This window comes from Synechococcus sp. CS-603 (genome assembly GCF_977929215.1).
In genome coordinates, this window is record NZ_OZ376778.1 from 494433 (window position 1) to 518624 (window position 24192).

Consider the following 24192-nt stretch of genomic DNA (forward strand, 5'->3'; position numbering starts at 1 on the left):
TAGATGTCACCTGGAGTTTCAATCCCAAGGGCGATTAGACCGCAACCCATCAGATGTCAGCGAATGGCAAACGTGATCATTTCAATTGCGCCGATTTCGAAGTCATTGGCGGTACGTCCACGCTTTGTGGCGGATGCGGGTGTCCCTTGGGTCACCTGGAATGAGTCAGAACAGCTATCACCTGAGCCTCCTTCAGCCCTGCGCCGCCTACGCCTGGCCTCCAGAAACAACGGCTTGTTCTCACTATGTCCAGCCTGATGAGCTCAAGAGTGGGTGCACCGTGGCTTTTGTGACCCTGCAGGCGGGGGATGTACGGCGATGAGATGCTACGGTTCAAATGCTTTGCTGAGGACTTGCGGAGGCGAGGTAAAGCCTCTCTGAGGCACCCACCGCGAGTTGTAGCGCCGATGAGCACGAAGGGTGATTCACCCGGCACCAACGTCAGCCCACGGCGATGTCCCTGGTGGCGATGTGATCCTTCGCCCGGTCGCCCCTGGTGGAAGGATGCAGTGATCTACCAGATCCTGCCCTGGAGTTTCCTCGATACCAGCGGCACCGGCATTGGTGATCTGCAGGGTATCATCCGTCGATTTGATTATGTTGCCTCCCTCGGGGTGGATGCCATCTGGCTGACTCCTTTTTACGAGTCACCCATGAAGGATTTGGGCTATGACATCACGGATATGCTCGACATCGACCCCCTATTCGGGGTGATGAAGGATTTCGAGACACTCTTGTCCATTGCCCATGATATGGGTCTCAAGGTGTTGATCGATCAGGTCTGGAATCACACCTCCCAGCTGCACCCATGGTTTGTGGAGAGCGCCTCCAGCCGTAACAACCCCAAGGCCGACTGGTATGTCTGGCATGACCCACGCGACGATGGCTCCCCGCCAAACAACTGGCTTTCGGCCTTCATGGGACGCAGCGCCTGGCAATGGCATCTGGGGCGCCGCCAGTACTACCTCGCCAACTTCCTACCGTGTCAGCCAGAACTCAACTGGCACAACTCGGAAGTGTTGGAGGCCGTGCTCGATCTGGCCCGCTTCTGGCTCGATAAAGGTGTTGACGGTTTCCGCATCGACGCGGTGAACTTCTTCCTTGAGGACCCCGCCCTTCGCGATAACCCGGAGCGCACACCGGAGATGGGACTCCCTGACGGGATTTCGCCCGACAACCCGATGGTCCGCCAGCAGTTCGTCAACAGTTTCTGTCGCACCGAAATGTTCGAGCAGTTGCCTGCCATCCGGGCTCTGCTGGATGAATATCCCAACGTCGTGAGCCTGGGGGAGGTGACGCTCGCTGAGGACTCGATTGCTCTCTCCGGAGCCTATGTGCAGGGTCACAACCGTCTGCACCTCGCCTACAACAGCTCTCTGCTGCAGGAGCGCCCCTTGTCGATGGCGATGCTGCGAGGGGTGATTGAGCGCACCCTCAGCAACTTCCCCGACCAGGGGCAGTGCTGGATGGTGGGAAATCACGACTATGGCCGGTTCCGATCGCGCTGGACTGGCACCGATCAGCACGGCCAGCCCTATCCGGAAGTCGCTTATCACATGATGGCGGCTCTGCTGACCTGTCTCCCCGGAGCCCTCTGCCTCTATCAGGGCGATGAGCTGGGCCTGCCGGAAGCTCGGATTCCCGCCGACATCCCCGAGGACCGGATCCGGGACTCGTTCGGCAAGGCGCTCTATCCGGTTCTGCCCGGTCGGGACGGCTCCCGCACACCGATGCCCTGGTCGTCCAGCGCGCCCCAGCAGGGCTTCACCACTGCCGGCCAGCCCTGGCTGCCGATTCCGCGCCGGCATAGGGCTCTGGCGGTGGACCTCCAGACGAAGGATCCCAGCTCCCTGCTCAACACCTGGCGCCGGCTGCTGCACTGGCGCCGGGAGCATCCCGCCCTGCACAGCGGTGCAATCACCGTTCTGGAGACAGGGGAGCCCCTGTTGGCCTTCCTGCGCGGTGACGCCGAGGAGCGCAGTGTGTTCTGCCTTTTCAATACCAGCGGGCGCTGGGCCGACTTCCATCCCTCACGGCATGGTCTGGTCGATTGCCCCCTGCAACCCTCCTTGGTGATCCACGGCTTGAACGCCTTCGGCGAGGATCATGTTTGTGGCGAGGTTCTGCGATGTCCCCCCTACGGAGCCCTTGTGATGGAGCGATGAGCCCTCAACAGCAATGGTGGCGTTCCGCGGTGATCTACCAGATCTATCCGCGTAGTTTCATGGACAGCAGCGGCAACGGTGTTGGCGATCTTAGAGGCATCATCCAGAAACTTCCCTATGTCGCTTCCCTTGGCGTCGATGCGATCTGGGTGTCCCCGTTCTACCTATCGCCGATGAAGGACTTCGGCTATGACGTCAGTGACTATCGCCAGGTCGATCCTCTCTTTGGAACTCTTGAAGATGTTCGTGCGCTCCTCGATGAAGCCCACAGCCATGGCCTGAAGGTGATCATCGATCAGGTCTGGAGTCATACCTCCGACCAGCACCCCTGGTTTCTCGAGAGCAGAAAGAGTTGCCATAATCGCCACACTGACTGGTATGTCTGGCATGATCCTGGCCCCGATGACCAGCCTCCCAGCAACTGGCTGTCCACCTTCGGCGGCTCGGCCTGGACATGGGAACCCCAGCGCCGCCAGTACTACCTCCACCATTTCCTCAAGGAGCAGCCCGCCCTCAACTGGCGGAATCAGGAGGTTAAGGAGGCCATGTTGGACGTGGGGCGCTACTGGCTCGACATGGGCGTCGACGGTTTTCGTTTCGACGTCATCAACTTTCTGGTAGCCGATCAGAACTGCCGCGACAATCCACAGCGGCTTCCAGGTATGGCCCTGCCCGACGGGGCCTTCGGAGAGGTCCCCTTCTTTCAGTTCGTGAACACCTACAACCAGGGCCGGCCGGAGTCCGTGGAGATAGTGGAACGCATTCGGGCCTTGCTCGACAGCTATCCGGAACGCACCAGCCTGGCCGAGGTGTCGTGCGCCGAGGACGCGATCGCCGATGCGGCTGCCTACGTGGACGCTCCCGACAAGTTGCACATGGCCTACAACTCCTCCCTGATGAGCGAGGAGCCCCTTGATCGCGCCCGGCTCACGGGCATCATCGAGCGGGTGCAGGCCCAATTCAAGGGCGGAGTCCTTTGCTGGACCGCCGGAACCCACGACTTTCCCCGCCTCGCCTCCCGCTGGCACGGGGCTCTGATGGACGAACACTTCAGTCAGGAGGCCTTCGACCATCAGCTCGCCGCGCTCCTGATCAGCCTGCAGGGCAGCTGCTGCATCTATCAGGGTGACGAACTCGGGTTGCACCAGGCCGAGATCCCCCGCGAGCGGATGCAAGATCCCTTCGGGATTCGGGGCTATCCGCTGGTGCTGGGTCGCGATGGTTGCCGCACCCCCATGCCCTGGACGATTGAGGGCGATCAGGCCGGGTTCACCACGGCGCCGGAGGCCTGGCTGCCGCTCCCACGGGAACATCGCCGCATGGCGGTGGAGGCCCAGGAGCGCGACCCCCAGTCACTGTTGAACAAATACCGCCGTCTGATCCACTGGCGCCGGCGGCAGGAGGCCCTCACCGATGGTGACCTGCAGTTGCTTCCCAGCGAAGACCCTGTGCTGGCCTTCTGTCGTCGGGCCGCCAGCCAGACCCTCCTGTTTGCGTTCAATTTCGACAGGGTGCCGGTCTACCAGTCCCTGGAACATTGGCCGGCCTGCCGTCAGGCCGATGAACTGGATTTTCAGGTGAGGTGTTTCGAGAGCACAGTCGAGATCCCCGGTTTCGGAGTGTTCATCGCTGTTGCCGAGCCTGTGACCTCGTCCATCCATCCGATCGCAGGGTCTCCTGGTCTCCTCCGGTGAGGTTGTTTCTGCTGGATCCCAGCACGTTGGACGTTCTCCCGGGCCATGAGTGAAGCGATCCGACCGGCTTATTGAGGATCAAGCCCACCTCGGCGGCCCAAGAAAGAGGCCACGGCCGCCGGCAGCGTCGGGAAAAACCAGGCGGCTCCGACCAACTCCACGATGCCGGCACGATGGAGTTGGTTGTAGAGATCCTGTTTCACCCGCGCCATCCCGAAGGCGATGCCGAGGTCGGTGAGCTCCTGGTGGAGATCCTGCAACACGTCCACGGCAGTGATGTCGATCTCCACGATCGCCTCGGCGTTGAGCACGAACCACTCCACCGGTGCCTTTTCTCTCGCCACCGCTTCAAGGGCGCGACAGCGGAAGTCCTCCGCGTTGGCGAAGCAGAGCGGGGCGTCGTAGCGGTAGAGCACGAGGCCGGGATAGCTGCTGGCTCCCTCCCAGTCGCTGACGTCGTGAAGGCCAGCGAGTTTGGGCACCACCCCCATCACCGCGTCCTGGGGGCGTACCAGGCGGGCGAACAGATCGACCACGGAGAACGCCACCGCGAGCCCGACCCCTACAAGGATGTCCGTGACCAGCACGCCGAACAAGGTGATCAGGGCGAGCCCGAACTCGCTCTTGCGGAAGCGTCGCAGCCGCTGGAACTCGGGGATGTCAATCAGCCGCATGGCGGCGTAGATCACGATCGCCCCCAGGGCCGCCTTGGGGAACAGCGCCAGCAGCGGCCGCAGGAACAGCAGCACCAGCAACACCACCGCAAAGGCCACCAGTGAGAACAGCTGTGAGCGGCTGCCGAGCGACTCACCGATGGCGGTGCGGCTGCCGCTACTGCTCACCGGAAAACCCTGCAGCAGGCCATTGCCCACATTCACCACCCCCAGCGCCAGCAGCTCCTGGTTGGCATCGATGCGATAGCCACCCCGGGCGGCAAAGGAGCGAGCAGTCAGCACGTTGTCGGAATAGCCCACCAGGGCGATCCCCACCGCTGTTGAGACCAGATACTTGAGCTTCTCCGGCGCCACCCCCTGCGGCAGGGAGAAACTTGGCAGGCCGGCCGGGATCATGCCGATTACAGCGACGCCGGCGTGGTCGAGATGCCAAACGGCCACGATCGTGGTGGCCAGCAGCACCGCCAGGAGCGGACCTGGGACGGTAGGGAAGCGCCGCTGCACCCAGAACAGGAACAGCAGCGTCCCGCTCGCCAGCAACAGCGTGGGCAGGTGGATCTCGCTCCGCTGGGCCATCAGCTCGCCCATCTGGCCCAACAGAGACTCCGACTTAAAGCTCACCCCGCTGATCTTTCCGATCTGGCTGGTGATCATGATCACCGCCACACCAGCCATGTACCCCACCAGGATCGGCTTGGAGAGCAGATCGGCCAGGAATCCCAACCGTGTCACGGCGCCAATGCAGCACACGAGGCCCACAGTCAGCGCCAACAGGCTGGCCAAGGCGGCGTAGGTGCCTGGATCACCGGCAGCGATCGGACCGATCGCTGCGGCCGTCATCACGGCGGTGGTGGATTCGGGCCCTACTGATAGCTGGGGGGAGGAACCGATCAGGACATAGAGCAGCATCGGCGGCAAGATCGCCCACAGACCAGTGATCGGAGCCAGCCCCGCCAGCTCCGCATAGGCCATGCACTGCGGCACCAGATAGGCCGCCACGGTGCTTCCAGCCAGGACATCTCCTCTCAGCCAGGCTGGCTGGTAATGGCGGAGGCGCTGTAGGCCCGGGAAGGATGGGATCTGCATGGATCGCATGAACCACTGCGGCTGGGGGCTCTCAAGCTCCAGCAACCGACGGGCAACATTCAGCCTTTCGATCGAGCATGGCATCGAAACAATCCAGCGGCACGGCCAGCGGCCGCCTGTTGTCAGGCTTAACCACGAACGTGTTCGCGCTGTCGGCAGACGGCAAGGAGCAATCCGCTGCAAACCACCACCCTGCTTCAGGCGATTCAGGGCCTGGATGCTGATGGTCTGGTGAGCCTTGACTCTCTAGCCGCTACAGGATCTTTGATGGGTTCACTGCCCAAAGCCCCATGCGCAAGCACCAGCACGCCCCTGCGCCCAGCCTTCCGGCCCAAGCACCGACGGGCAGTGCATCAAAACGGACGTTTCGGATCCGCTCGATGGACTGCGCCAGCGAAGAGAACGAAATCCGCCACGCCCTGCGCGGCCTGCCGCAGAGTTGGTCAATGGTTTCGCGCCTGAGGCTCTCGGCCACGAGCCGGTGGAGATGGGGCTGGCGATCGGTGCGATCGCACTGGTGGGCCTGTCGATCTACCGCAAGGGCATCGCCGCCCTGCGGCAGGGCCGGCTGAACATCAACGCGCCTATGAGTGTGGCTGTCAGCGGTGCCTTTCTGATCGGGCACCGTCAACCAGAGCTGAGCCCTCGAGATCCGGGTGAGTGCCCCGGCCTCGCAGAGCACCCTGGCGCGCATCCTCCAGCGGTGGAGGAGGCCCAGGCCGCGCGCTACACGCCGGCGGTGTTTCTTCTGGCCTGCGCCGTGGCTGTACTGGTGCCGTTCCTGCTGGGCGTTGCGCCCCTTGAGGCGGCGATCCTGGTTCAGGAACGTCAGGGCCGCAGTGTCTCGCTTCTAGCCGACACGACCACGGTGCTGGCGATGGTCCCCGTGGCCGATACCGTCAAACCCTCATCCCAGCAGGCCATTGCAGCGCTGCGGGCCCTGGTCGTGCGGCCCAGGCCGGCAGCGACACAGCGATGGAAGTGGCCGATGTGGTGATCATGAAAGACGATCTGATGCGGCTACCGGAGACCATGGCCCTTTCGCGCCGCACGTTCACGGTGCTGTGGCAGAACATCACCCTGGCGCTTGGCTTCAAGGCCATTTTCCTGGTGCTCACGGTGGTGGGCCGCACCAGCATGTGGGAAGCCGTGTTTGCCGACATGGGCACCAAAAGCTGGGGATTCATGCACCCAGATGAGAACTCTCCGGATCGACCTACGATCCACCGACAGGGTTGGATCGGCGCCGATGCTGGCCATCTGCGTCGCTCTGCTCCAGCTCAAGGGCGCTCCCCTGGCCAGGGGTGGATGGGGTGCTGGGGGCACCGCTGTTGAAACGCCTGCCCGTCTGGATCGACCCCGTAGGCCAGCGCCTTCGCCTTGGGGAGGGAGCCGTGGCATTCGCGGACACCGGCGCCGAGGGTTTGTTCCTCAGCCCTGCCATAGCCACGCGTCTGGGGCCGATCGGGCCGGAGGAACCGGTACGGCTGGTGGGCTTTGGCGGCGAGCAACAGGTGAAACGCCAGCGTTTTGCTGGGTTGGGGCTCGGGTTGGGCCCGGCCCGCGTCGAGGGCATCGTCACTGCCAATCCGATTTTTGCTGAACTTCAAGTGGAGGCGATCGTTGGCCAGGAGCTGCTGCGCACGCACCGCCAGCTCTGGCGGCTTGATCAGAGGCCACCCACGCTCAGCCTGTGGTGAAGTCATTCACGGCTCTCCTGGCGTGGTCGCTAGCCCTGGTGCTGGCGCTCGCGGCCCTGTTCAGCCCAGCCCTGGCGACGATGGGAGCAACCTCCCCTGGCATCGGCACCCCCAGCGCTCCCTTGCCGCTCTCCAATGATGCCCTCAGCGAACGGGCCCCGTTCAACCAGAGCGCCCACTACCCCCTGGGCCTGCGCCCCGATCCCGCCCTCTACAAACCCCACGCCGACTGGATCGGCAGATTGATCCTGCCCAGTGAGCGCGAGCTGGCCGAGGCCCCGGGCACTCCGGGCCAGGACTGGACCTGGATCGAACTCGAACAGGTGCCAGCGCCGCAGGCGTCGTTGCTGGGCCAGCGCCTACGGCTCGGCTGGAAGGACAACCCACCTCTGACGAACCTGGTGCGCGCGGTCACCACCGACATCCGTCTGGATGCCGCCGCCCGCTCCGCCAGCACCGATGGCAACGTGGTGCCCGTGCGCCTCGATGGACGCCGGCGAGTGGGGCCGCTGCAGTCCCTGGCGGGCGCGCGCCCCCGCGATGACGTGATCGTGGAACTGCAGGAGGTCGCCGTGGCGCCTGCCGATGGGCTCGCCGCTGCGGGCGCCCCATCTCTGCGCATCGGCCGGCCGCCGATCCAGACCACCGGCCGCTGGGTCGCGCTGGCGCAGATCCTGGGCCCCGCCCCAGCTGTTGGCGGCGGTTCAGCCTCCGATCGCTACCGGGTGCAGCACTACGACAGCGAGCGGGGGGCGTTCAGTGGGCCGATCACCACCGTGCGCGTCCCCCAGCAGCCCCTCAACCGCAACGGCCGCTGGATGTCCAGCCCCTTGGGCCTGGTGAGCAACCCCATCGGCGAGCAGGGCTGGTATCTCTATGGCGCCCCCGATGCCACGGGGCTGTTCACGGTCCAGGCCCTGCGGCCCCGGGCCTTGTTTCAGCTCATGGCCGACCAACTGCAGCACGGCCGCGACGCCAGCTGGCGCTACCTGCAGCGCGGCAGCTGGGCCCCCACCAGCCTCCAGCGCGGAAGTTTCTCGCGGGTCGAGCTTGCCGCGAAAACTCCGGTGCCCTGGGTCCTGGGGGACCGCGGCCTGCTGATCCACCTGTTCGGGGGCATCGGTGGCCGCCAGGCAGAGCCCATCGCTTTTTTCACCGTGACCGGCCACTTCGCCTTCGGAGAGGCGGAGGTGGTGCGCGACCCCTTCACCGGCGAGCTTCAGTTCGCCCTGCGTTACCACCAGATCTATGCCAACAATCCCGATGGGATCGTGGCCGGCACGCAGGACTGGAGCGCCTATGCCGGCGACCTGCGCCGGGGCTGGCTGTGCACACGGCCCTTCTCTGATCTGCTGGTCAAGCTGGATCGCTTCGACGAGCCCGCCCGCTCCGATTTCGGCGCTGGCGAATCCCAGTTGTCGTTGTTGAGGGAACTGCAACTGCAGGCGGAGGTGTTGATGGCCCGCTACCGCAGCGGCGATGGCACCGGCTTCAACGGCGTGGGCGCGGCGATCTCCTGCGTACAGGACTCCAGCCAGGCCCTGGCGATTGCGGTGGAGCGCCTGCGCCTGCGGCTCGCGTCTGCCACCAGCCAAGGACCTGGCTCAGGCCCCGACGCCGAGCGGATCCAATCCCTCGAACGCCTCACCCGCTCCCTCGATGGCCTGCTCACGCCCTTTGGACAGATGCGCGCCGATTGGCGCCGCAATGCGGCCGTGGTGGAACAGTCGTCCCAGGGGATGGACGAGGGTGCGGCCTTCCGCCGCAGCACCGGTCTGCGGGTCACGTTGCTGAGCTGGCGCACGATGGTGCCCCGCAGCGGCCACGACAATCTGGCCCAGCTGTTCCTGAACCAAGGCGCCCAGCTGCATGTGCTGCGCACCAACCAGATTCCTGGCGGGGATGGGCGGATCACTCCTTTGGCCCCCACCGATCTGCTCGGTCAGCTGCCGCCCGTGGCCTCCCTGCTGCGCCGGATCGCCTCTGCCCTGTTCATGGCCGTCGGTTGGCGAACCGTGGCCATGACCCTGGCGATCCTTGTGCCCTACGCCCTGCTGGCTCTGGCCCTGGGACGACGCTCCGGTTTCCTCCATGCGCAGGTGCGCTGGGGACCGCCACTCCCCCTGTTGCGCCGATCCCTTGGTTGGTTGCTGATGCCCGCCTTGGTGGAAGAACTGTTGTTTCGCGTCGCCCTGCTGCCCCATCCGCTGGAGGGGGAAGGCCTGGCGGGCACGCTCGCCTGGGGCTCCTTGAGCCTGGGGCTGTTTGTGATCTACCACCCCCTGGCGGGGCGCACCTGGTACCCCAACGCCAAGAGGGTGTTCCATGACCCACGTTTTCTGGTGCAGTGCACCCTGCTGGGGTTGGCCTGCCTAGTCGCCTACAACCTCAGCGGCTCGATTTGGCCGCCACTGCTGATCCACTGGCTGGCGGTCACGGTCTGGCTAGGGCCCCTGCAGGGACACCGGCGCCTACGGCCAGCACGGTGACGCCGATGACCGCCAGGGCGATCAGCACCAGGCCCTGGGCCCACGGCCACCGACTGAAATCGAGCTCAGGCCGCTCTTGGCAAAGTTGAAGCGGAGGGGGCCAAGGCGGGCGGAGCGGCGGAAGCGGAAGGGCATGGCGATCAGCGGATCATGAAGCGCTTGCTCCCGGAGCTGAGTCAGCCCAATGGATGCGCCATGAAGACCACCAGCCTGCCGGGCCAACAACCTGTTGGCACTACACAGCCAGATCACACCTAACCCCATCCGATCCGGTCCGTTGCCGGTAGTCCCTGCATCCCCTACCGCAGCGGTCAGCATCGTTGGATCGTGACGACGCAAGCCACACCGATGAGCAGGCCATCCCGGGCGCCGCGGCCGGATCCGCTGCCTCGCGCCCTGCCGACCACGGCTGGGGGAGAATCCACGATCAGCGTGGTCATCCCGGTGCTGAATGAAGCCGGCCTGCTGGAATCGGCCCTTACGCACTGGCACAGCCTCAAGAGCAGCGGGGCCGAGTTGATTGTGGTGGATGGCGGCAGTCGCGATGGCACGGCCGAGCGGATCCGCCAGGCAGGCTTCACGGTGGTTCAGGCAGGGCGGGGCCGCGCCAGCCAGATGAATGCCGGTGCCGGCAACAGCAGCGGCGCGCTGCTGCTCTTTCTCCATGCCGACACCCGCCTGCCTACGGGCGCGCTCGCCATGGTGCGGCAGGCCCTATCGGCCGGCCCCGGCTGGGGTCGCTTCGATGTGGAGCTCTCGGGTGGCGGAGCGCTGCTGCGACTGGTGGCCGCCTCGATGAACCTGCGCTCGCGGCTGAGTGGCATCGCCACCGGCGATCAGGCGATCTTTCTGAGCCGCACCTGCTTCGATCGCGTCGGCGGCTTTCCCGACCAGCCGCTGATGGAAGACGTCGAACTCTCGGCGCGGCTGCGGTCCCTGTCCGCCCCCGTCTGCCTGCGGGCCCGGGTGGTCACCTCGCCGCGGCGCTGGCATCGCCACGGCATCGTGCCGACGATCCTGACCATGTGGGGCTTGCGACTGGCCTATGCCTGCGGCGTTCCGGCCCAGGCGTTGGCACGGTTCTACCGATGAACGCCAACCGCGCAGGCCGCTTCACCACCGTTGACGGCACCGTGGGCGACACCGTCATGGTGATCATTCCGGTGCTCAACGAGCAGGACACCCTGGCCTCGGTGATCGGCCAGCTGCAAGCAATCGGCCTGCCTCACATCCGGGTGGTCGACAACGGCAGCAGCGATGCCAGCGCCGCGGTGGGCACGGCCGCCGGCGCCGAGTTGCTGCGCGAACCGGTGGCCGGCTATGGCCGGGCCTGCTGGCGCGGGCTCGCCCAGCTGCCCGAGGCGATCGACTGGATCCTCTTCTGCGATGGTGACGGCAGCGACGACCTGGCCTCGTTGCCGGGCTGGATCAGCCGGCTGGCCGACCACGACCTGATCCTGGGCAACCGGGCCGCCACGGCGGCAGGCCGCCGGGCACTCACGCCCGTGCAGCGCTTCGGCAACAGCCTGGCGACCAGCCTGATCCAGCTGGGTTGGGGCCGGCGCTACCAGGATCTCGGCCCGCTGCGGTTGGTGCGCCGCAGCAGCCTGGCGGCGCTGGAGATGGGCGATCGCGGCTTCGGCTGGACGATCGAGATGCAGGTGCGAGCCATCGAAACCGGCCTGCGCATCTGCGAGTTGCCGGTGCCGCACCATCCCCGCCGCGGCGGCCACTCCAAGATCTCCGGCACCGTGGGCGGCAGTGTTCGGGCCGGGCTGGCCATCCTCAGCACCCTGGCTCGCCTCTACGGCCAACGGCTGTGGCGGAACCGGCTCGTGCAAGCGCGCAGCGAAGCGTCCTGAGATGGAACGCCCTCCCGCCTCACCACCTCCCGCACCACCGGCTCCCGCCTGGATCCTCCCCAGCAGCGCCGCCTTGCTGATCATTGGCGCCGCCGCGATGGCCCCGAACGGGCAGCTGACAGATCCCGACGTGCTGCAGCGTTTTTTCCTGGCGGCGGCAGTGATGCTGGCGGGCTTCGCCCTCACCTGGCGTCTGAAAACGGTGGGGGCGGCCTGGTTCTGGGGCGTGGCGCTGGCCGCCCGGCTGCTGCTGCTGCCGATGGAGCCCGGCGACGACATCTGGCGCTACCTCTGGGAAGGGCACATCCAGACCCTGGGCTTCAATCCGTTCGAGCTGGCGCCCGACGCCACCGCGCTGGTTCCCTGGCGCACGCCCTGGTGGGGGCTGATCAACCACCAGGACGTCTCAGCGATCTACCCGCCGCTGACCCAACTGCTGTTCCGGCTGCTGGCCTTGGGCGGCCCCAGCGTGCTGGCCGTGAAGCTGGCGATCGTGGCGGCCGATCTGGGGGTCTGCGCGTTGCTGGCGCGCCGCTTCGGCCACGGCCCGAGCCTGCTCTACGCCTGGAACCCCCTGATCCTCACTGTCTTCGCGGGGGGCGGGCATTTCGACAGCTGGTTCCTGCTGCCGCTGGTGGCGGCCTGGTTCCTGATCGATCCAGCCCAGGGCGATCGGCGTTGGCTGGCGGGCGCCCTGCTGCTGGGCGTGAGCATCGCGATCAAGTGGATCTCCCTACCGGTGCTGGGGTTCCTGGTCTGGCGGTCGCTGCGGGCGCGGCGCCCCGGGCTGGCCCTGCTGGTGGGGGCGCTGGGGCTGCTGCCGATGGCGGCGTCGGCGTTGGTGTTCTGCGAACCAACCAGCTGCCCGCTGGTTCCCACCGGATCGTCCTTCGTGCGTTACGGGCGCAGCGCCGAGCTGTTGCCCCATTTGGTGGGCGCCGTCTGGAGCGCCTCGCGGAGCTGGAACGCCCTGTTTCTGCTCGCCCCACTGCCGGTGCTGGCGCTGCTGACGTTGCGGGCCCGCAGCGTCGCCCAATTCAGCCGCTGGTGGTTCCTTTGCCTTTTCTTCACATCCCCGATCATCCATGCCTGGTACTTCAGTTGGCTGATCCCCTTCGCGGTGCCGAACGGGCACTGGGGGGCGCGGCTGGTCAGCGGCTCCGCCTTCCTCTACTTCGTGCTCCCGTCCCGCCTGCCGGTCTGGGAACTCAGCGATCCCGAACGCCTGCTGCTCTGGGGCCCCCTGCTGTTCGGCACTGCCCTGAGCGCCCTCGCTGGCACCGCTGACCCCGTTGAACTTCCAGAAAACGCCTGAATCAGATCCCTTCTGAATCCCGACGGCCTCTGACCGCACGGCCTTCTGACCCGACTGCCTCCTGAACCCGCCATGCTCCGCCCGTCCCTCTCCAGGCCCAGCCTGCCGTCGTTGCTGGGCCTGCCGGCCCTGATCGGCAGCCTGATCCTGCTACCCGCCTGCGGCCTGCTGCCCCAGTCCTCCGGCCCGTCCGATGGGCTGGGGGGCCTGGCGGGGCTGGCCAGCTCAACGGCCACGCCGGCCCCGCTGCTCGATAACAGCGCTTTCACCGAAGTGCTGGAGCGCTTTGTGGATGCCGAGGGTCTGGTCGATTACCGCGGCCTGCAGCAGAACCCCAAGGCGCTCCAGGCCTACGTGGACCAGCTCGCCGCCCTTCCCGCCGCCAGCTTCGCCAGCTGGAGCGAAGCGGAGCAGATCGCTGTGCTGCTCAACGCCTACAACGCCCTCACCCTGGTCGCGATCATCGAGCACGACCCGCTCAAGGCCAGCATTCGCGACATCCTCGGGGTGTGGAACCTGAGACGCCACACCGTGGCCGGCCAGTCGATGACCCTCGATCACCTCGAGCACGGCATCCTGCGCAAGGACTACAACGAACCGCGCATCCATGCCGCCCTCGTCTGCGCGGCGGTGAGTTGCCCGCCCCTGCGCCGCGAGCCGTTCAGCGGCGAACAGCTCGATGCCCAGCTCGACAACCAGGTGGACCTCTGGCTCGGCGGACCCCACGGCCTGCAGATCGATCGCGCCACCAACACCGTGGCGATCTCGAAGATCTTCGAGTGGTTCGCCGAAGACTGGGACCGCACCTACAAAACCGACAAGGTGTTCGGCGGCAACCCCAAGCAAAGCGCCGTGCTCAATTTCATCAGCCAACACAGCCCCCCGGCCGACCGCCTCTACCTCAACGACGCCACCTACCGCTTCACCTACCTCGACTACGACTGGGCCCTGAACAGCCAGAGAAAGCCAGATGGGTGAACGCTCAGCAGCAGCTGGCAGATTCTGAAGTCAGGCTGCCGTCAGGGGAGCAAACAGAGCCTGCATCGGCAAGGTCAAAAGGAAGGCCGCCACCGCAGCCGGGGAAGGGGCCGTAGTGGCGATCGAAGCTGCCGATGAACTGGAAGTGGGGCGCGTGGCGGCTTTCGGCCAGCATCCGGAAGGTGTTGCCGCAGACGGGGAACACCCGGCCCGCCTCGATGCGGTGGTGCTTGTCGAAGGGAAAGACGTGCGGGTGGGCGGCGATTCCGCCCTGGTAGATCACGGCCTGGCCGTGGTCTTCGCAGGCTTCTTCGAGCCCATCGATGGCGAACAGGCGGTGCGTGGCGGAGAAGAAGCGCAGCGGACCGGTGCGGGCGCTGAGGGCCGGATCGGTGATCGCCAGCGGCCGGTCGCTCACCAGGCGCGGATCGGGGAAACCGGCGCGGCGGGCCAGCTGCAGGAAGTCGTTCCAGTAGAGGGCGCCGCTGAGGCATTCGCCGTAGAGCACCGGGTCACGGAGCAGCGCTTCGGGTACGCGCCGATCGGCGTAGACATCGGCGAAATAGAACTCGCCACCGGGTTTGAGCAGGCGCCGCACCCCGGCCAGCACGGCCAGCTTGTCGGTGCAGAGGTTCACCACACAGTTGGAAACCACCAGATCGAAGCTGGCCGGCACCAGGGGCAGCTCGCCCAGGTTCTCCAGGGTTCCCTCCAGGAACGAGACGTTGGCGTAGCCGAAGCGCTCGGCGTGGAAATCGCGATGGGCCTCGGCCACCTCCAGCTGCTGGGGGGTCATGTCGATCCCCACCACCGAGCCGGTCGGTCCCACCAACTGGGCGAGCAGGTAAACGTCGCGGCCGCTGCCACAACCGAGGTCGAGCACGCGGGCGCCTTCCAGCAGCTCCGGCACCACCAGGCCGCAGCCGTAATAACGCGAGAGCACCTCGGGATGGATGCGGGCCAGCAGCGGCCGCAGCGCGGTGGGAACCGCCGAGGCATCACAGCAGGCGTCGGTGCGCAGGTCGGCGCTGCTCGCCAGGGTGCTGCCGTAATACTCCTGAACGCCCTCCTGGAGGGTGTTGGGCTGGGTGCTGATGCTGGCCATGGCGCCGGGGAACGAAGGATGGAAGGTGGGAGAAGGACGGAGGTGGGCGATCAGCCGCGGCGCCAGTCGTGGAAGCGCTTCAGCAGTTGCAGGACCCGCTGCGGAGCATGGTTTCGCTTCCATTCTCCGGCCACGTATTTGTTGGCCTCAGCAAGGGTGGGATAGGCATGGATGGTGCCGAGGATCTTGCCCAGGCCCAGGCCCCACTTCATCGCCAGCACGAATTCAGCCAGCAGTTCACCGGCGTGTTCGCCCACGATCGTGGCCCCCAGGATCTTGTCGCTGCCGGGCGGCGTGAGCACCTTCACAAAGCCGGCGCTGGCGCTTCCCGCAGTGCCACCTTCAATGATGGCCCGATCGAGTTCGGCGAGCGAAAAGCGGGTGACCTCCACCGCCTGAGCTGCAGCGGCCGCCTCCTGTTCCGTGAGCCCCACGCTGGCCACCTCGGGATCGCAGAAGGTGGTGCGGGGAATCACGCGGTTGTCCACCTGGAAGCGGCGCAGGTCGCCGAACAGGGCGTTGACGGCGGCATACCAGGCCTGGTGAGCGGCCGTGTGGGTGAACTGGTAGGGCCCGGCCACATCGCCGGCGGCATAGATGTTGGGGTAGAGCGTCTGCAGGTGGGCGTCAGTTTCGATCGTGCGGCCGGTGGGGATGCCGAGCTCCTCGAGGCCGAAGCCCTCCAGCCGCGCCTGGCGGCCGATGGCGCAGAGCAGGCGGTCAAAGCCGATCCGCTCGATCACCCCGCCGCTCTCCACGAGGGCTTCGCCGTTCTCGAACGCCTGCAGGCTGGCGTTGCTGAGCACCCGCACGCCATCGGCTTCGAGGGCAGCACGCACCAGGGCAGACACCTCGGCGTCCTCGCGCCTGAGCAGGCGATCGCCCCGTTGCAGCAGGGTGACGCGGGCGCCGAGCTGGGCCAGGGCCTGGGCCAGTTCACAGCCGATCGGGCCGCCCCCCAGCACCAGGATCCGCGGCGCGGCCAGCTCGCACTGGCGCAGGTTCTGCCAGAGGGTCTCGCTGGTGAGCGCCCCCACCGCCTCGATGCCGGGAATCGAGGGCAAGATCGGCCGGGCGCCGGTGGCCAGCACGATCGCGCGGGTTGTCAGCCGCCGCTCGCTGCCGTCGGCCGCGGTCACCGCCACGGTCCAGGGGTCGAGCAGGCGGGCATGGCCGCTGAGCACCTCCACCCCCAGGCCCTCGTAGCGCTCGACGCTGTCGTGGGGGGCGATGGCCTCCACCTTGCGGAACACCCGCTCCAGCACCGCCTGCCAGGACACCTCGGGATCAGCGGCCGTCAGGCCATAACGGTCGGCGCGGCGCATGCGGGCAGCCAGGCGGGCGGAGCTGATCAGCGCCTTGCTGGGCACGCAACCGGTGTTGAGGCAATCGCCGCCCATGCGATCGGCTTCGATCAGGGTCACCCGCGCCTTCACGGTGGCGGCGATGTAAGAGGTGACCAGACCAGCGGCGCCGGCACCGATCACGATCAAGTTGCGCTCGAAGTGCTGCGGCCGCGGCCAGGGGCGGTACAGACGCCAGCGCTGCCAGCGGCCCAGCAGCAGCTTGACGATCCAGGGGAAGGCGGCCAACAGGGCGAGCGAGCCCAGCAGCTGCGGCGAGAGGATTCCGTCGAGGCTGCGCAGCGCCGCCAGCTGGGTGCCGGCGTTCACGTACACGATCGTGCCGGGCAGCATGCCGATCTGGCTGGTGAGCGTGTAGGGGAGGGCCCGCATCGGCGTCAGACCCATCACCAGATTGATCAGAAAGAACGGAAACACCGGCACCAGCCGCAGGCTGAGCAGGTAGAGCACGCCATCACGGCGCACGCCCGCCTCGATCGGCGCCAGCTGGGCGCTGAAGTTGCGCTGCACCAGATCGCGCAACAGGGTGCGGGCCAGCAGAAAGGAGAGCAGGGCGCCAGCGGTGGAGGCGAACGACACCAGCAGCGTGCCCAGCACCAGCCCGAAGATGGCGCCGCCTGCCAGGGTCATCACCGCCGCGCCAGGCAGCGACAGCCCGGTCACCAGCACATAGGCCGCCGCATAAATCAGCGCCGCCAGCAGGGGCGAGCCGGCCCGCCAGGTCTGCAACGAGTCCTGGGCCGAACGCAGGGCCTCCAGGTTGAGGAAACGCTGCAGATCCAGCGCAAAGAACAGGCCCACCAGCAGGGCGACGGCCAGCAGCAACAGCAGGCGACGGATCATGCCGCCAGCGCACCGCCGCAGCTGGAGCCGCTGCCGGCGGTGCAGCCGAAGCAGTGGGCGGCCACCTGGATCGGGTCACCGGCGGGATCGCGCTGCAAAAGATCGCGCAGGTGGCGGCCGCCTGCGGGCAGGCCCAGCTGCTGGTTGAAGTCGCAGTCGTAGAGCCAGCCCTGCCAGTCGACGCTGATCAACTGGCGGCACATCACCTGATCGAGATTCGCCGGCTGGTGGCTGGCGCGCAGCAGGGCGAGGTAGTCATCGAGTTGGCCGCTGGCGGCAAGCGCTGTCGAAAACCGCTGGATCGGCATGTTGGCCAGGGCGTAGAGCCGGTTGAAGACGATGCCGTACTCGTCCAGCAGCACCCGCCGGTAATCGGCCTCCAGGGCCTGCTGGGGCGGGGGCAGCACCGCCCCCTGCGGGTTGTAGACGAGATCCAGCTCGAGGCCGCTGTCAGGCTGGCCATAGCCCAGAGCATTGAGCCGCCGCAGACCCTCGATGCTGCGCGCAAACACACCGCCGCCCCGCTGTTTCTCGACGTTCTCTTTGAGATAACAGGGCAGCGAGGCCACCACCGTGACCCCTTCGGCGGCCATGAACTCCGCCAGATCCTCCTGGCCCGGCTCCAGCAGGATGGTCAGGTTGCAGCGATCGATCACCTGCACGCCGAGCCGCCGGGCGGCGCGCACCAGCCCCCGGAAGCCAGGGTGCAGCTCCGGCGCACCACCGGTGAGATCCAGGCAACCCAGGCCACGGGCCTGCAGCACCGACGGGATCAGCGCCAGGGTGGCGTCGTCCATGCTTTCGGTGCGGCTGGGGCTGGCATCCACGTGACAGTGGGAGCAGGCCTGGTTACAGCGGTAGGTGATGTTCACCTGCAGGGTGCGCAGATCAAGCCGCCGCAGGCTGGGGAATCCAGGCGACGTGCCGAGGTCAGTACCCGTTGGGGTGGAGATGGTCGGAGTGGAGGCGGGGAGGCTCACGGAGCAGCTGCGGGCTGGGAACGGTGTAGCGGACGCTGATCAGATGGTGCTGGACAGAACAGTGGGACCGTGGGGGCCGCTGCCGGGTGCATCAAGCGCTTCGAGGCTGACGGTGAGGCTGCTGGCCTGGCTGGTGGGTTCCGGCGGGATCGGCATCGACACCGTGCCGTTGGCGTCGGGCACGAAGTGGACACAGCCCACCTCCTTGCCGTTGACCCGCGCCCAGAGCCGGTAGGCGTGGCGGGGCGGCGGAGCCGGCAAACCTTCCAACCGCAGCATGTTGTAGGGCTGGCTGCCGCTTACCTGAACTGCACCGCTGATGCGGTGGGCGGCATCCATGCTGCGCAAGGGCAGGCTGCGGCTGACCCGAAGGCCGGCATCGCCTGTGTCTCCAGGGAGCTGGGAGGGTGTGGCCTCGTAACGGGCCAGCTGGCTGCGGGTGCGCCACAGCTCGCCGCCGGTCACCAGCAGCCCCAGGGCCAGGGCCACGGGGATCCACCAGCGCTGGCCTGGGCCGGCCGCCGCTGGGGCGCGGTCATCCGCATTCAGCGACGGCACCGCCGGATCGAGCAACAGACGGCGCAGGCGAGGGGGAGGGACCGCGGCCTCGTTGAGGGCTAAGGGCAGCAGATGGAGGGTGCTCTGGAACTCCTCCAGCCGGCGGTTCAGCTCAGGTGCCTGCTGCAGCCGCAGCGTGAGCCGATCGCGTTCTGCGTCGTCGAGATCACCGAGCGCGAAGCCTGCGAGCAGCTCGTCGTCGAGGGATCCGGAGGTATCGCGGTCGTCGGCGGGGTTGGGCAGGGTCATGGCTGGGCAGCAAAATCGTTCAACAGGGTGCGCAGGCGGATCAGCCCTTGGCGCGCATGGGTTTTGACGGTGCCGAGGGGCAGCTGCAGCTGGCTGGCGATCGCCGACTGGCTGAGCCCCTCGTAGTAAGCGAGTTCGAGCACCTGCCGCTGGCGGGGGGCGATGGTGTCGAGGGCGGCCCGCACCCGCTCGGCAAGGTTGTCGGTCTCGGCGCACTCCTGCGGACCGCGGGAGGCCTTGGGCAGCAGCTGGCTCGACCACTGCTGAACTTTCTGCCAGCGCGACTGCCGCTGACTGAGGCGATTGAGGGCCATCGAGCGGGTCATCAAGAGCAGGTAAGCCACCACCGGCCCGCGGGCCGGGTCGTAGCGGCCCTGGCGCCAGTAGCGGAGGTAGACGTCATGGGTGAGATCCTCCGCTTCCTGGGGGGAGCGACACAGCTTCAGCGCCAGTCGGTAGACGGCCGGGCTGGTGGCGTCGTACAGGCTGGCCAGATCACCATGAAACTGTTGCGCCAGCTCCATCGGAGTGAGCCCTGTGGTCTCTTCACGGCGCTTCATGGCCACGGGTAGGACGGGCACAGGGGCGGCAGGGGCCATGGGATGGCCGGGAGGGAGGGCGGTGGAGCGGGCATCAATCGTGCAACGGCACACCACAGGTACCGGCCACCACGGCGATTGGATGTGCCTCGCTCGCGCGGCTCGGTCGTTCCATGCAGCAGATCAGCACTTTGGGGGCCGATCTCTTCAGCTGAGATTGAGATTCAGCTCACTTCTGCATACAGGAATCTAGAGACATTGCCCTCACCAGCTCACGCCATGGAGCTTCGGCAGCGGTGCGGTCTGGCTGGTGGTGGCGAACAGCCGGGGGATGCGGTTGCTGTTGTAGACCCTGAATTCCTCCACCAGGCTCACTCCTTCCTTGCGGACCGCCTGGTTGAGCACCAGAGAGCCATCGGGATCGGAGACCGAGCGGTGGAAGGTGCCCGGCGGGATGCGCAGGATGTCGCCACCGGTGTCGAGCCGGACGATGTGGAACGGGTAGTTCCAGCCCAGATTCACCAAAAAGAAGGTGCGGCCACCGTGCATGGCCAGCAGGTTGTCCTCCTGGTGGGGATGCAGGTAAAACTGCCAGGCTCCGGATTCCGGATCATCCGGGGGGCTCACCGCCGGCCCGCTGTGAACCACCAGGTCGCGGGCGTTGGAGGTGGGAACGGTGATATCGAAGAAGCGCACCGAAGGGGTGTCGCGGAACTTTTCGTAGGGGATGAGCTCGAACATCGGCGCCGGACGGGGCACTCTTGACTCGCTCGGCTGGAGGACGGAGCTGGACATCGGAACAACGCCGTCAGGGAAGAGACGCTTGAAAGTGATCCACCTAACCGGAGGAGTTCGGCCAGCAGCCGTGCGCACCGCTACGGAAGCCCGCGCTGGTGTCGAAAAGCAATCCGGCTGATGGACTTAGGCGGTTGTTGAGCTTACAAGCGCGCAAGCTTCAACTCCCCAGCAGAACCGGTCTGGCGGCCATTGCTTTAATGCGGGGAATACCCGTTGATGGAGCCCGAAGTCATGGCCGATCGCTCCCCTGCCGTTCTGCGCCTGGCGGCCGTGCTGGTGGCCGCCGGCCTGGGCCTGCAGACCTTGCCTGCTCTTGCCCAGACAGGCCGCTCCGCCGGCAGGCCCACCGTGTCGGTGCCCAACTTCAAGAACACCGTGACCCAGCAGGCCTGGTGGTGGCAAGGGCCGGTGGCAGAGGATCTCGCCGCCATGCTGGCCAATGAGCTGGCGGCTGAAGGCGATCTGCAGGTGGTGGAGCGCAGCAATCTCAAGGACGTGCTCTCGGAGCAGGAGCTCACCGACCTGGGAATCGTGCGCCAGAGCCCGAATGCGGCCCAGCGGGGCCAGATGACCGGCGCCCGCTACATCGTGCTCGGCACCGTGAGCTCCTACGACTCCAACGTGGAGAACACAAGCTCAGGCAGCAATTTCGGCCTGCTCGGCTTCGGCACCAAGAAGCAGCAGGTGGAAACCAAGGATTACGTGGCGATCGACATCCGTGTCGTCGACAGCACCACCGGTGAGGTGGTGGGACGCCGCACCGTGGAAGGGCGAGCCACCAGCACCGCTGAAGCCAGGGAGCAGGGGGGCAGCCTGCTGCCGTTGGCCGCCGGCGCCCTGCTGCTGGCCCCGAACATGGGCCGCACCGGTCAGGTGCTCACCGGCGCCGCCGGCACCTTGAACTTCGGCTCCAACGAAGCCCAGTCGCAGCGCACCCCGGCGGCCAAGGCCATCCGCGCCGCCCTGATCGACGCCTCCGACTACGTGAACTGCCTGCTGGTGCCCCGCGGGAACTGCATGGCCGCCTTCGACGCCCAGGACCAGCAACGTCGTCAACGTACCCGCGGCACACTTCAACTGGAGTGAACCGGCGCCAGTGGCCGGCCTGACCCTGGGCAAAGAATCAGAACGGGATCGGCATTTCGGCATCAGCCGGCTCTGGCGCGCACTGCGGAATCCGCTCCTCCACCACCTGGCCGATCACCACAATCGAAGGGGAACCAAAGCCTTCGGCCTCCACCCGATCGGCCAAAACCCCCAGGTAGCTCACCAGGTCGCGCTGACCACGGACCGTGCCCTGCTGGATCACCGCCGCTGGCGTTTCCTCGGCCAGGCCACCGGCGATCAGCTCCTCGCAGATCCGGCGCAGGTTGTGCAGGCCCATGTAAATCACCAGCCCGTCGCTGCTGCGGGCCAGCCCCCGCCAGTCGACCCCGGGGCGGTCCTTGTCGATCTCCTCATGGCCGGTGACGAAGGTGACGCTGGAGCCAGCGCGGCGATGGGTGACCGGCAGGCCGATGTAGGCCGGAGCGGCGATTCCGGCGGTCACCCCGGGCACCACCTGCACCGGCACCCCGGCCGCCACCAGGTGGGCGGCCTCCTCGCCGCCGCGGCCGAACAGAAAGGGATCGCCACCCTTGAGCCGCACGATGCAATCGCAGCGCTGGGCCAGGTCCACCAGCACGGCATTGGTGCTCGGCTGGGGCACCGAATGGTGGCCGCGCCGCTTGCCAACGAAATGGCGCTCACAACCTGCTGGGGTGAGATCAAGCAAGGCCCGCGGAACCAGAGAGTCGTAGACGAGCGCATCACACTGGCGCAGCAGACGGTGGGCCTTGAGGGTGAGCAGCTCCGGGTCACCAGGTCCGGCTCCCACCAGGTACACCGTGCCGGTCACGGCAAGGCCACCAAGGGCAGACCCCACGCCTGAGTCAGGTTGTCCGTGCGGGTCGCCAGCTTCCGGTCCTTCACATCTGCAGCAGTGTATGGAGTGGTTCAGCCACTCGCCTTGCTGACCTCATGGAGCGGGTGATGTGAGGGGCTGAGGTCAGGGGGTGAGGTCAAGGAGAAGGTCTGAAGATCAATCATTCCTAAGCTCGGTTTTTACGGGGACCTCACCACGACCTCGTTGCCACTGCCACGCAAGGCCGACTGGGGGCGGAGCCCTTCTGAACAGGCCAGACGGCCGGCGATGGCTGCCGATGCCCTGCGTTTTCGTGAGTTGCTCGCCAAGGTGGGCAGCGGTGAGCACACCAGCAAGGGCCTGAGCCAGGCCGAGGCCCGTGAGGCGATGGACCTGATGCTGGCCGGCGAGGTGGGGGAGGCCCAGCTCGGCGCCTTTCTGATCGCCCATCGGATCCGGCGGCCTTCGCCGGTTGAGCTCGCCGGCATGCTCGACAGTTACCGCGCCCGCGGCCCGGTCTTGCGCAGTCCGGTGTTGCTCAGTCCGGGGAAGAAGCCGCTCTGTTTTGGGGTGCCCTACGACGGCCGCAGCCGCACGGCGCCCCTGCTACCCCTGCTGGCGCTGATGCTGGCGGCCGCCGGCCAGCCGGTTGTGCTGCACGGCGGCGATCCGATGCCGGTGAAGTACGGCATCACCCTCGCCGAGCTGTTTGCGGCCCTGGGGATCGAATGGCGGAACCTCAGCCTGCCGGCGGTGCAGGCCAGGCTGGAGACGCACAACCTGGCCCTCACCCACCAGCCCCTGCACTTCGCCGCCGCCGATCGCCTGCTGCCGGTGCGCGACGCGATCGGCAAACGCCCGCCGGTGGCCAGCCTGGAGCTTCTCTGGACTCCCCATCAAGGGGAGCACCTGCTGGTGAGCGGCTTCGTTCACCCCCCCACCGAGAACCGGGCCTGGGAGGCCCTCGCCATGGCAGGCGAACCCGACCTGCTCACCGTCAAAGGGCTGGAAGGCTCCACCGACCTGCCCACATCCCGGGCGGGCATCACCGCTCGGGTGCGCGATGGCGTGATGACCCGACTCCTGCTCCATCCCCGCGACCATGGGATCAGCAGCCATGAACAGGCCTGGGAGAACCTCGAGCAATGGCGAGAGGATGCACTTGCGGCCCTGGTCGGGGAGGGGCCCCTGGCCGAAGGCCTGCTCTGGAATCTGGGGGCCTACCTCTGGCTGGCCGATCAGTGCAGCAGCCTCGAAGCCGCCCTGGACCAGGCCAGGGCCCTGCTGCTGGCCCGTAGCGGCGAAAAGCTTCGCCAGGAGCTGGCGGCATGAACCAACACAACCATTGCTTTGGCTTCGAGGCCGATTTCGTCGCCTCCCTGCGCTGCCTGCCGATGGCCGTGCGGCGCAAGCTCGATCTCGCCGGCGTCAAGCTCAAACTCAGCCACTGGCACGCCTTGAGCAACGACGAGCGGCTACAGCTGTTGGAGTGGGCCGATCAGCCTGACGCGATCACCGCCCTGCGGCAGTGGCTGAGCGGGCGCACCGCCGCCATGGCCGATGGACCGGCCAAGCCCCTGGAGCCAGCACACGCCGAGAGCTGGCAACAAAGCGAGCAGCTACCCGATCGGCTGCGCCTCTCTTGCGCGCAATTGGGCTGCTCAATCCCCTTGGCGGCCTGGGCGGAGCTGGGTGAACTGCAACGCTTCGCCTTAGTCAAACTCAGCCACCCTGGCCACGAACACCGCAACCTACCTGGGGCCATTCGCGAGTTCGGGCTTGGCGATTAGCCATGACCTCAAGGACCTCGGGCACCCGGTGGCGACGCTGACCCAAGCCTGATGACCAGCAAAGCCAATGAATCTCAATCCAGACTGCTGGGATGTAGAA

Annotated in this window: 22 protein-coding genes; 13 read left to right on the plus strand and 9 right to left on the minus strand. The window is 66.7% G+C overall.

Going from position 1 to position 24192, the window contains the following annotated elements; translation table 11 throughout:
- Positions 1-407 precede the first annotated feature (407 nt).
- The gene (locus ACXMDM_RS02685) at positions 408-2165 is read left to right on the plus strand and encodes an alpha-amylase family glycosyl hydrolase (protein ID WP_259723261.1); all 1758 of its coding nucleotides are present in this window, start codon (positions 408-410) and stop codon (positions 2163-2165) included.
- A complete protein-coding gene (locus ACXMDM_RS02690; protein WP_259723262.1) occupies positions 2162-3859 on the plus strand; it encodes an alpha-glucosidase in 1698 nt (565 codons plus the stop codon). Before ACXMDM_RS02685 ends, ACXMDM_RS02690 begins: the two co-directional genes overlap by 4 nt.
- A gap of 68 nt (positions 3860-3927) precedes the next feature.
- On the opposite strand, the gene sulP is transcribed toward ACXMDM_RS02690, so the two are convergent.
- Positions 3928-5619: a sulfate permease gene (sulP, locus tag ACXMDM_RS02695; RefSeq protein WP_259723263.1), complete on the minus strand. Its 1692-nt coding sequence runs from the start codon at positions 5617-5619 to the stop codon at positions 3928-3930.
- Positions 5620-6058: 439 nt separating this feature from the next.
- On the opposite strand from sulP, the gene ACXMDM_RS02700 reads away from it, so the two are divergent.
- From ACXMDM_RS02700 to ACXMDM_RS02715, 4 genes are read left to right on the plus strand one after another with little or no spacing between them, the layout of a single operon-like run.
- Positions 6059-6616, plus strand: a complete 558-nt coding sequence (locus ACXMDM_RS02700; protein WP_259723264.1) for a hypothetical protein — start codon at positions 6059-6061, stop codon at positions 6614-6616.
- Positions 6617-6618: 2 nt separating this feature from the next.
- Positions 6619-6954 carry a hypothetical protein gene (locus tag ACXMDM_RS02705; protein WP_499570031.1) on the plus strand — a complete coding sequence of 112 codons (336 nt, stop codon included), beginning with the start codon at positions 6619-6621 and terminating at the stop codon, positions 6952-6954.
- A complete protein-coding gene (locus ACXMDM_RS02710; RefSeq protein WP_499570033.1) occupies positions 6951-7319 on the plus strand; it encodes a pepsin/retropepsin-like aspartic protease family protein in 369 nt (122 codons plus the stop codon). Before ACXMDM_RS02705 ends, ACXMDM_RS02710 begins: the two co-directional genes overlap by 4 nt.
- Positions 7316-9808 (plus strand): CPBP family glutamic-type intramembrane protease, encoded by a 2493-nt coding sequence (locus ACXMDM_RS02715; RefSeq protein ID WP_259723267.1) that lies wholly within the window; start codon positions 7316-7318, stop codon positions 9806-9808. The genes ACXMDM_RS02710 and ACXMDM_RS02715 overlap by 4 nt, the downstream gene beginning before the upstream one ends.
- Positions 9809-9829: 21 nt before the next feature.
- Here ACXMDM_RS02715 and ACXMDM_RS02720 read toward each other — a convergent pair whose 3' ends face one another.
- The gene (locus ACXMDM_RS02720; RefSeq protein WP_233831162.1) at positions 9830-9943 is read right to left on the minus strand and encodes a DUF4236 domain-containing protein; all 114 of its coding nucleotides are present in this window, start codon (positions 9941-9943) and stop codon (positions 9830-9832) included.
- 213 nt (positions 9944-10156) lie between these two features.
- Between ACXMDM_RS02720 and ACXMDM_RS02725 the strand changes: the two genes are divergently transcribed.
- The 4 genes from ACXMDM_RS02725 (at position 10157) to ACXMDM_RS02740 (ending at position 13963) form a co-directional block, all read left to right on the plus strand.
- The gene (locus tag ACXMDM_RS02725) at positions 10157-10900 is read left to right on the plus strand and encodes a TIGR04283 family arsenosugar biosynthesis glycosyltransferase (protein ID WP_259723268.1); all 744 of its coding nucleotides are present in this window, start codon (positions 10157-10159) and stop codon (positions 10898-10900) included.
- On the plus strand, positions 10897-11670 hold the full coding sequence (locus ACXMDM_RS02730) for a glycosyltransferase family 2 protein (protein ID WP_259723269.1): 774 nt from the start codon (positions 10897-10899) through the stop codon (positions 11668-11670). The genes ACXMDM_RS02725 and ACXMDM_RS02730 overlap by 4 nt, the downstream gene beginning before the upstream one ends.
- A gap of 1 nt (position 11671) precedes the next feature.
- A complete protein-coding gene (locus tag ACXMDM_RS02735; RefSeq protein WP_259723270.1) occupies positions 11672-12985 on the plus strand; it encodes a hypothetical protein in 1314 nt (437 codons plus the stop codon).
- 72 nt (positions 12986-13057) lie between these two features.
- Positions 13058-13963, plus strand: a complete 906-nt coding sequence (locus ACXMDM_RS02740) for a DUF547 domain-containing protein (protein WP_259723271.1) — start codon at positions 13058-13060, stop codon at positions 13961-13963.
- A 4-nt stretch (positions 13964-13967) separates the two neighbouring features.
- Here ACXMDM_RS02740 and ACXMDM_RS02745 read toward each other — a convergent pair whose 3' ends face one another.
- The 6 genes from ACXMDM_RS02745 to ACXMDM_RS02770 all read right to left on the minus strand — a co-directional run bounded on the left by ACXMDM_RS02745 (position 13968) and on the right by ACXMDM_RS02770 (position 20342).
- Positions 13968-15068: a methyltransferase domain-containing protein gene (locus tag ACXMDM_RS02745; RefSeq protein WP_259723272.1), complete on the minus strand. Its 1101-nt coding sequence runs from the start codon at positions 15066-15068 to the stop codon at positions 13968-13970.
- A gap of 50 nt (positions 15069-15118) precedes the next feature.
- On the minus strand, positions 15119-17275 hold the full coding sequence (locus ACXMDM_RS02750; protein ID WP_259723273.1) for a dihydrolipoyl dehydrogenase family protein: 2157 nt from the start codon (positions 17273-17275) through the stop codon (positions 15119-15121).
- Positions 17272-18177, minus strand: a complete 906-nt coding sequence (gene arsS / locus ACXMDM_RS02755; RefSeq protein WP_499570347.1) for an arsenosugar biosynthesis radical SAM (seleno)protein ArsS — start codon at positions 18175-18177, stop codon at positions 17272-17274. The genes ACXMDM_RS02750 and arsS overlap by 4 nt, the downstream gene beginning before the upstream one ends.
- 117 nt (positions 18178-18294) lie before the next feature.
- Positions 18295-19062: an anti-sigma factor domain-containing protein gene (locus ACXMDM_RS02760; protein ID WP_071800505.1), complete on the minus strand. Its 768-nt coding sequence runs from the start codon at positions 19060-19062 to the stop codon at positions 18295-18297.
- Positions 19059-19661, minus strand: coding sequence for a sigma-70 family RNA polymerase sigma factor (locus ACXMDM_RS02765; RefSeq protein WP_259723274.1), 603 nt, complete (start codon positions 19659-19661; stop codon positions 19059-19061). Before ACXMDM_RS02765 ends, ACXMDM_RS02760 begins: the two co-directional genes overlap by 4 nt.
- A 204-nt stretch (positions 19662-19865) precedes the next feature.
- Positions 19866-20342 carry a redox protein gene (locus ACXMDM_RS02770; RefSeq protein ID WP_071800506.1) on the minus strand — a complete coding sequence of 159 codons (477 nt, stop codon included), beginning with the start codon at positions 20340-20342 and terminating at the stop codon, positions 19866-19868.
- A 288-nt stretch (positions 20343-20630) separates the two neighbouring features.
- On the opposite strand from ACXMDM_RS02770, the gene ACXMDM_RS02775 reads away from it, so the two are divergent.
- The gene (locus ACXMDM_RS02775; protein ID WP_071802032.1) at positions 20631-21485 is read left to right on the plus strand and encodes a CsgG/HfaB family protein; all 855 of its coding nucleotides are present in this window, start codon (positions 20631-20633) and stop codon (positions 21483-21485) included.
- A gap of 37 nt (positions 21486-21522) precedes the next feature.
- Here the strand turns inward: ACXMDM_RS02775 and cobA are convergent, their stop codons facing one another.
- The gene (gene cobA / locus ACXMDM_RS02780; RefSeq protein WP_186437627.1) at positions 21523-22323 is read right to left on the minus strand and encodes a uroporphyrinogen-III C-methyltransferase; all 801 of its coding nucleotides are present in this window, start codon (positions 22321-22323) and stop codon (positions 21523-21525) included.
- Between the two features lie 267 nt (positions 22324-22590).
- Here cobA and ACXMDM_RS02785 point away from each other — a divergent pair, with 267 nt between their 5' ends.
- On the plus strand, positions 22591-23634 hold the full coding sequence (locus tag ACXMDM_RS02785; protein ID WP_071800508.1) for an anthranilate phosphoribosyltransferase: 1044 nt from the start codon (positions 22591-22593) through the stop codon (positions 23632-23634).
- Positions 23631-24092, plus strand: coding sequence for a nitrate reductase associated protein (locus ACXMDM_RS02790; RefSeq protein ID WP_071800509.1), 462 nt, complete (start codon positions 23631-23633; stop codon positions 24090-24092). Before ACXMDM_RS02785 ends, ACXMDM_RS02790 begins: the two co-directional genes overlap by 4 nt.
- Positions 24093-24192 lie beyond the last annotated feature (100 nt).

Bases quoted from the DNA above. Each gene is read 5' to 3' on its own strand.
- ACXMDM_RS02690 (WP_259723262.1), top strand. From the start codon at position 2,162: ATGAGCCCTCAACAGCAATGGTGGCGTTCCGCGGTGATCTACCAGATC.
- ACXMDM_RS02790 (WP_071800509.1), top strand. From the start codon at position 23,631: ATGAACCAACACAACCATTGCTTTGGCTTCGAGGCCGATTTCGTCGCC.
- ACXMDM_RS02750 (WP_259723273.1), bottom strand. From the start codon at position 17,275: ATGATCCGTCGCCTGCTGTTGCTGCTGGCCGTCGCCCTGCTGGTGGGC.
- ACXMDM_RS02730 (WP_259723269.1), top strand. From the start codon at position 10,897: ATGAACGCCAACCGCGCAGGCCGCTTCACCACCGTTGACGGCACCGTG.
- ACXMDM_RS02725 (WP_259723268.1), top strand. From the start codon at position 10,157: ATGAGCAGGCCATCCCGGGCGCCGCGGCCGGATCCGCTGCCTCGCGCC.
- ACXMDM_RS02705 (WP_499570031.1), top strand. From the start codon at position 6,619: ATGAAAGACGATCTGATGCGGCTACCGGAGACCATGGCCCTTTCGCGC.
- ACXMDM_RS02765 (WP_259723274.1), bottom strand. From the start codon at position 19,661: ATGGCCCCTGCCGCCCCTGTGCCCGTCCTACCCGTGGCCATGAAGCGC.
- sulP (WP_259723263.1), bottom strand. From the start codon at position 5,619: ATGCAGATCCCATCCTTCCCGGGCCTACAGCGCCTCCGCCATTACCAG.
- ACXMDM_RS02735 (WP_259723270.1), top strand. From the start codon at position 11,672: ATGGAACGCCCTCCCGCCTCACCACCTCCCGCACCACCGGCTCCCGCC.
- ACXMDM_RS02720 (WP_233831162.1), bottom strand. From the start codon at position 9,943: ATGCCCTTCCGCTTCCGCCGCTCCGCCCGCCTTGGCCCCCTCCGCTTC.
- ACXMDM_RS02775 (WP_071802032.1), top strand. From the start codon at position 20,631: ATGGCCGATCGCTCCCCTGCCGTTCTGCGCCTGGCGGCCGTGCTGGTG.
- ACXMDM_RS02745 (WP_259723272.1), bottom strand. From the start codon at position 15,068: ATGGCCAGCATCAGCACCCAGCCCAACACCCTCCAGGAGGGCGTTCAG.
- ACXMDM_RS02770 (WP_071800506.1), bottom strand. From the start codon at position 20,342: ATGTTCGAGCTCATCCCCTACGAAAAGTTCCGCGACACCCCTTCGGTG.
- ACXMDM_RS02785 (WP_071800508.1), top strand. From the start codon at position 22,591: ATGGCTGCCGATGCCCTGCGTTTTCGTGAGTTGCTCGCCAAGGTGGGC.
- ACXMDM_RS02740 (WP_259723271.1), top strand. From the start codon at position 13,058: ATGCTCCGCCCGTCCCTCTCCAGGCCCAGCCTGCCGTCGTTGCTGGGC.
- ACXMDM_RS02760 (WP_071800505.1), bottom strand. From the start codon at position 19,062: ATGACCCTGCCCAACCCCGCCGACGACCGCGATACCTCCGGATCCCTC.
- ACXMDM_RS02685 (WP_259723261.1), top strand. From the start codon at position 408: ATGAGCACGAAGGGTGATTCACCCGGCACCAACGTCAGCCCACGGCGA.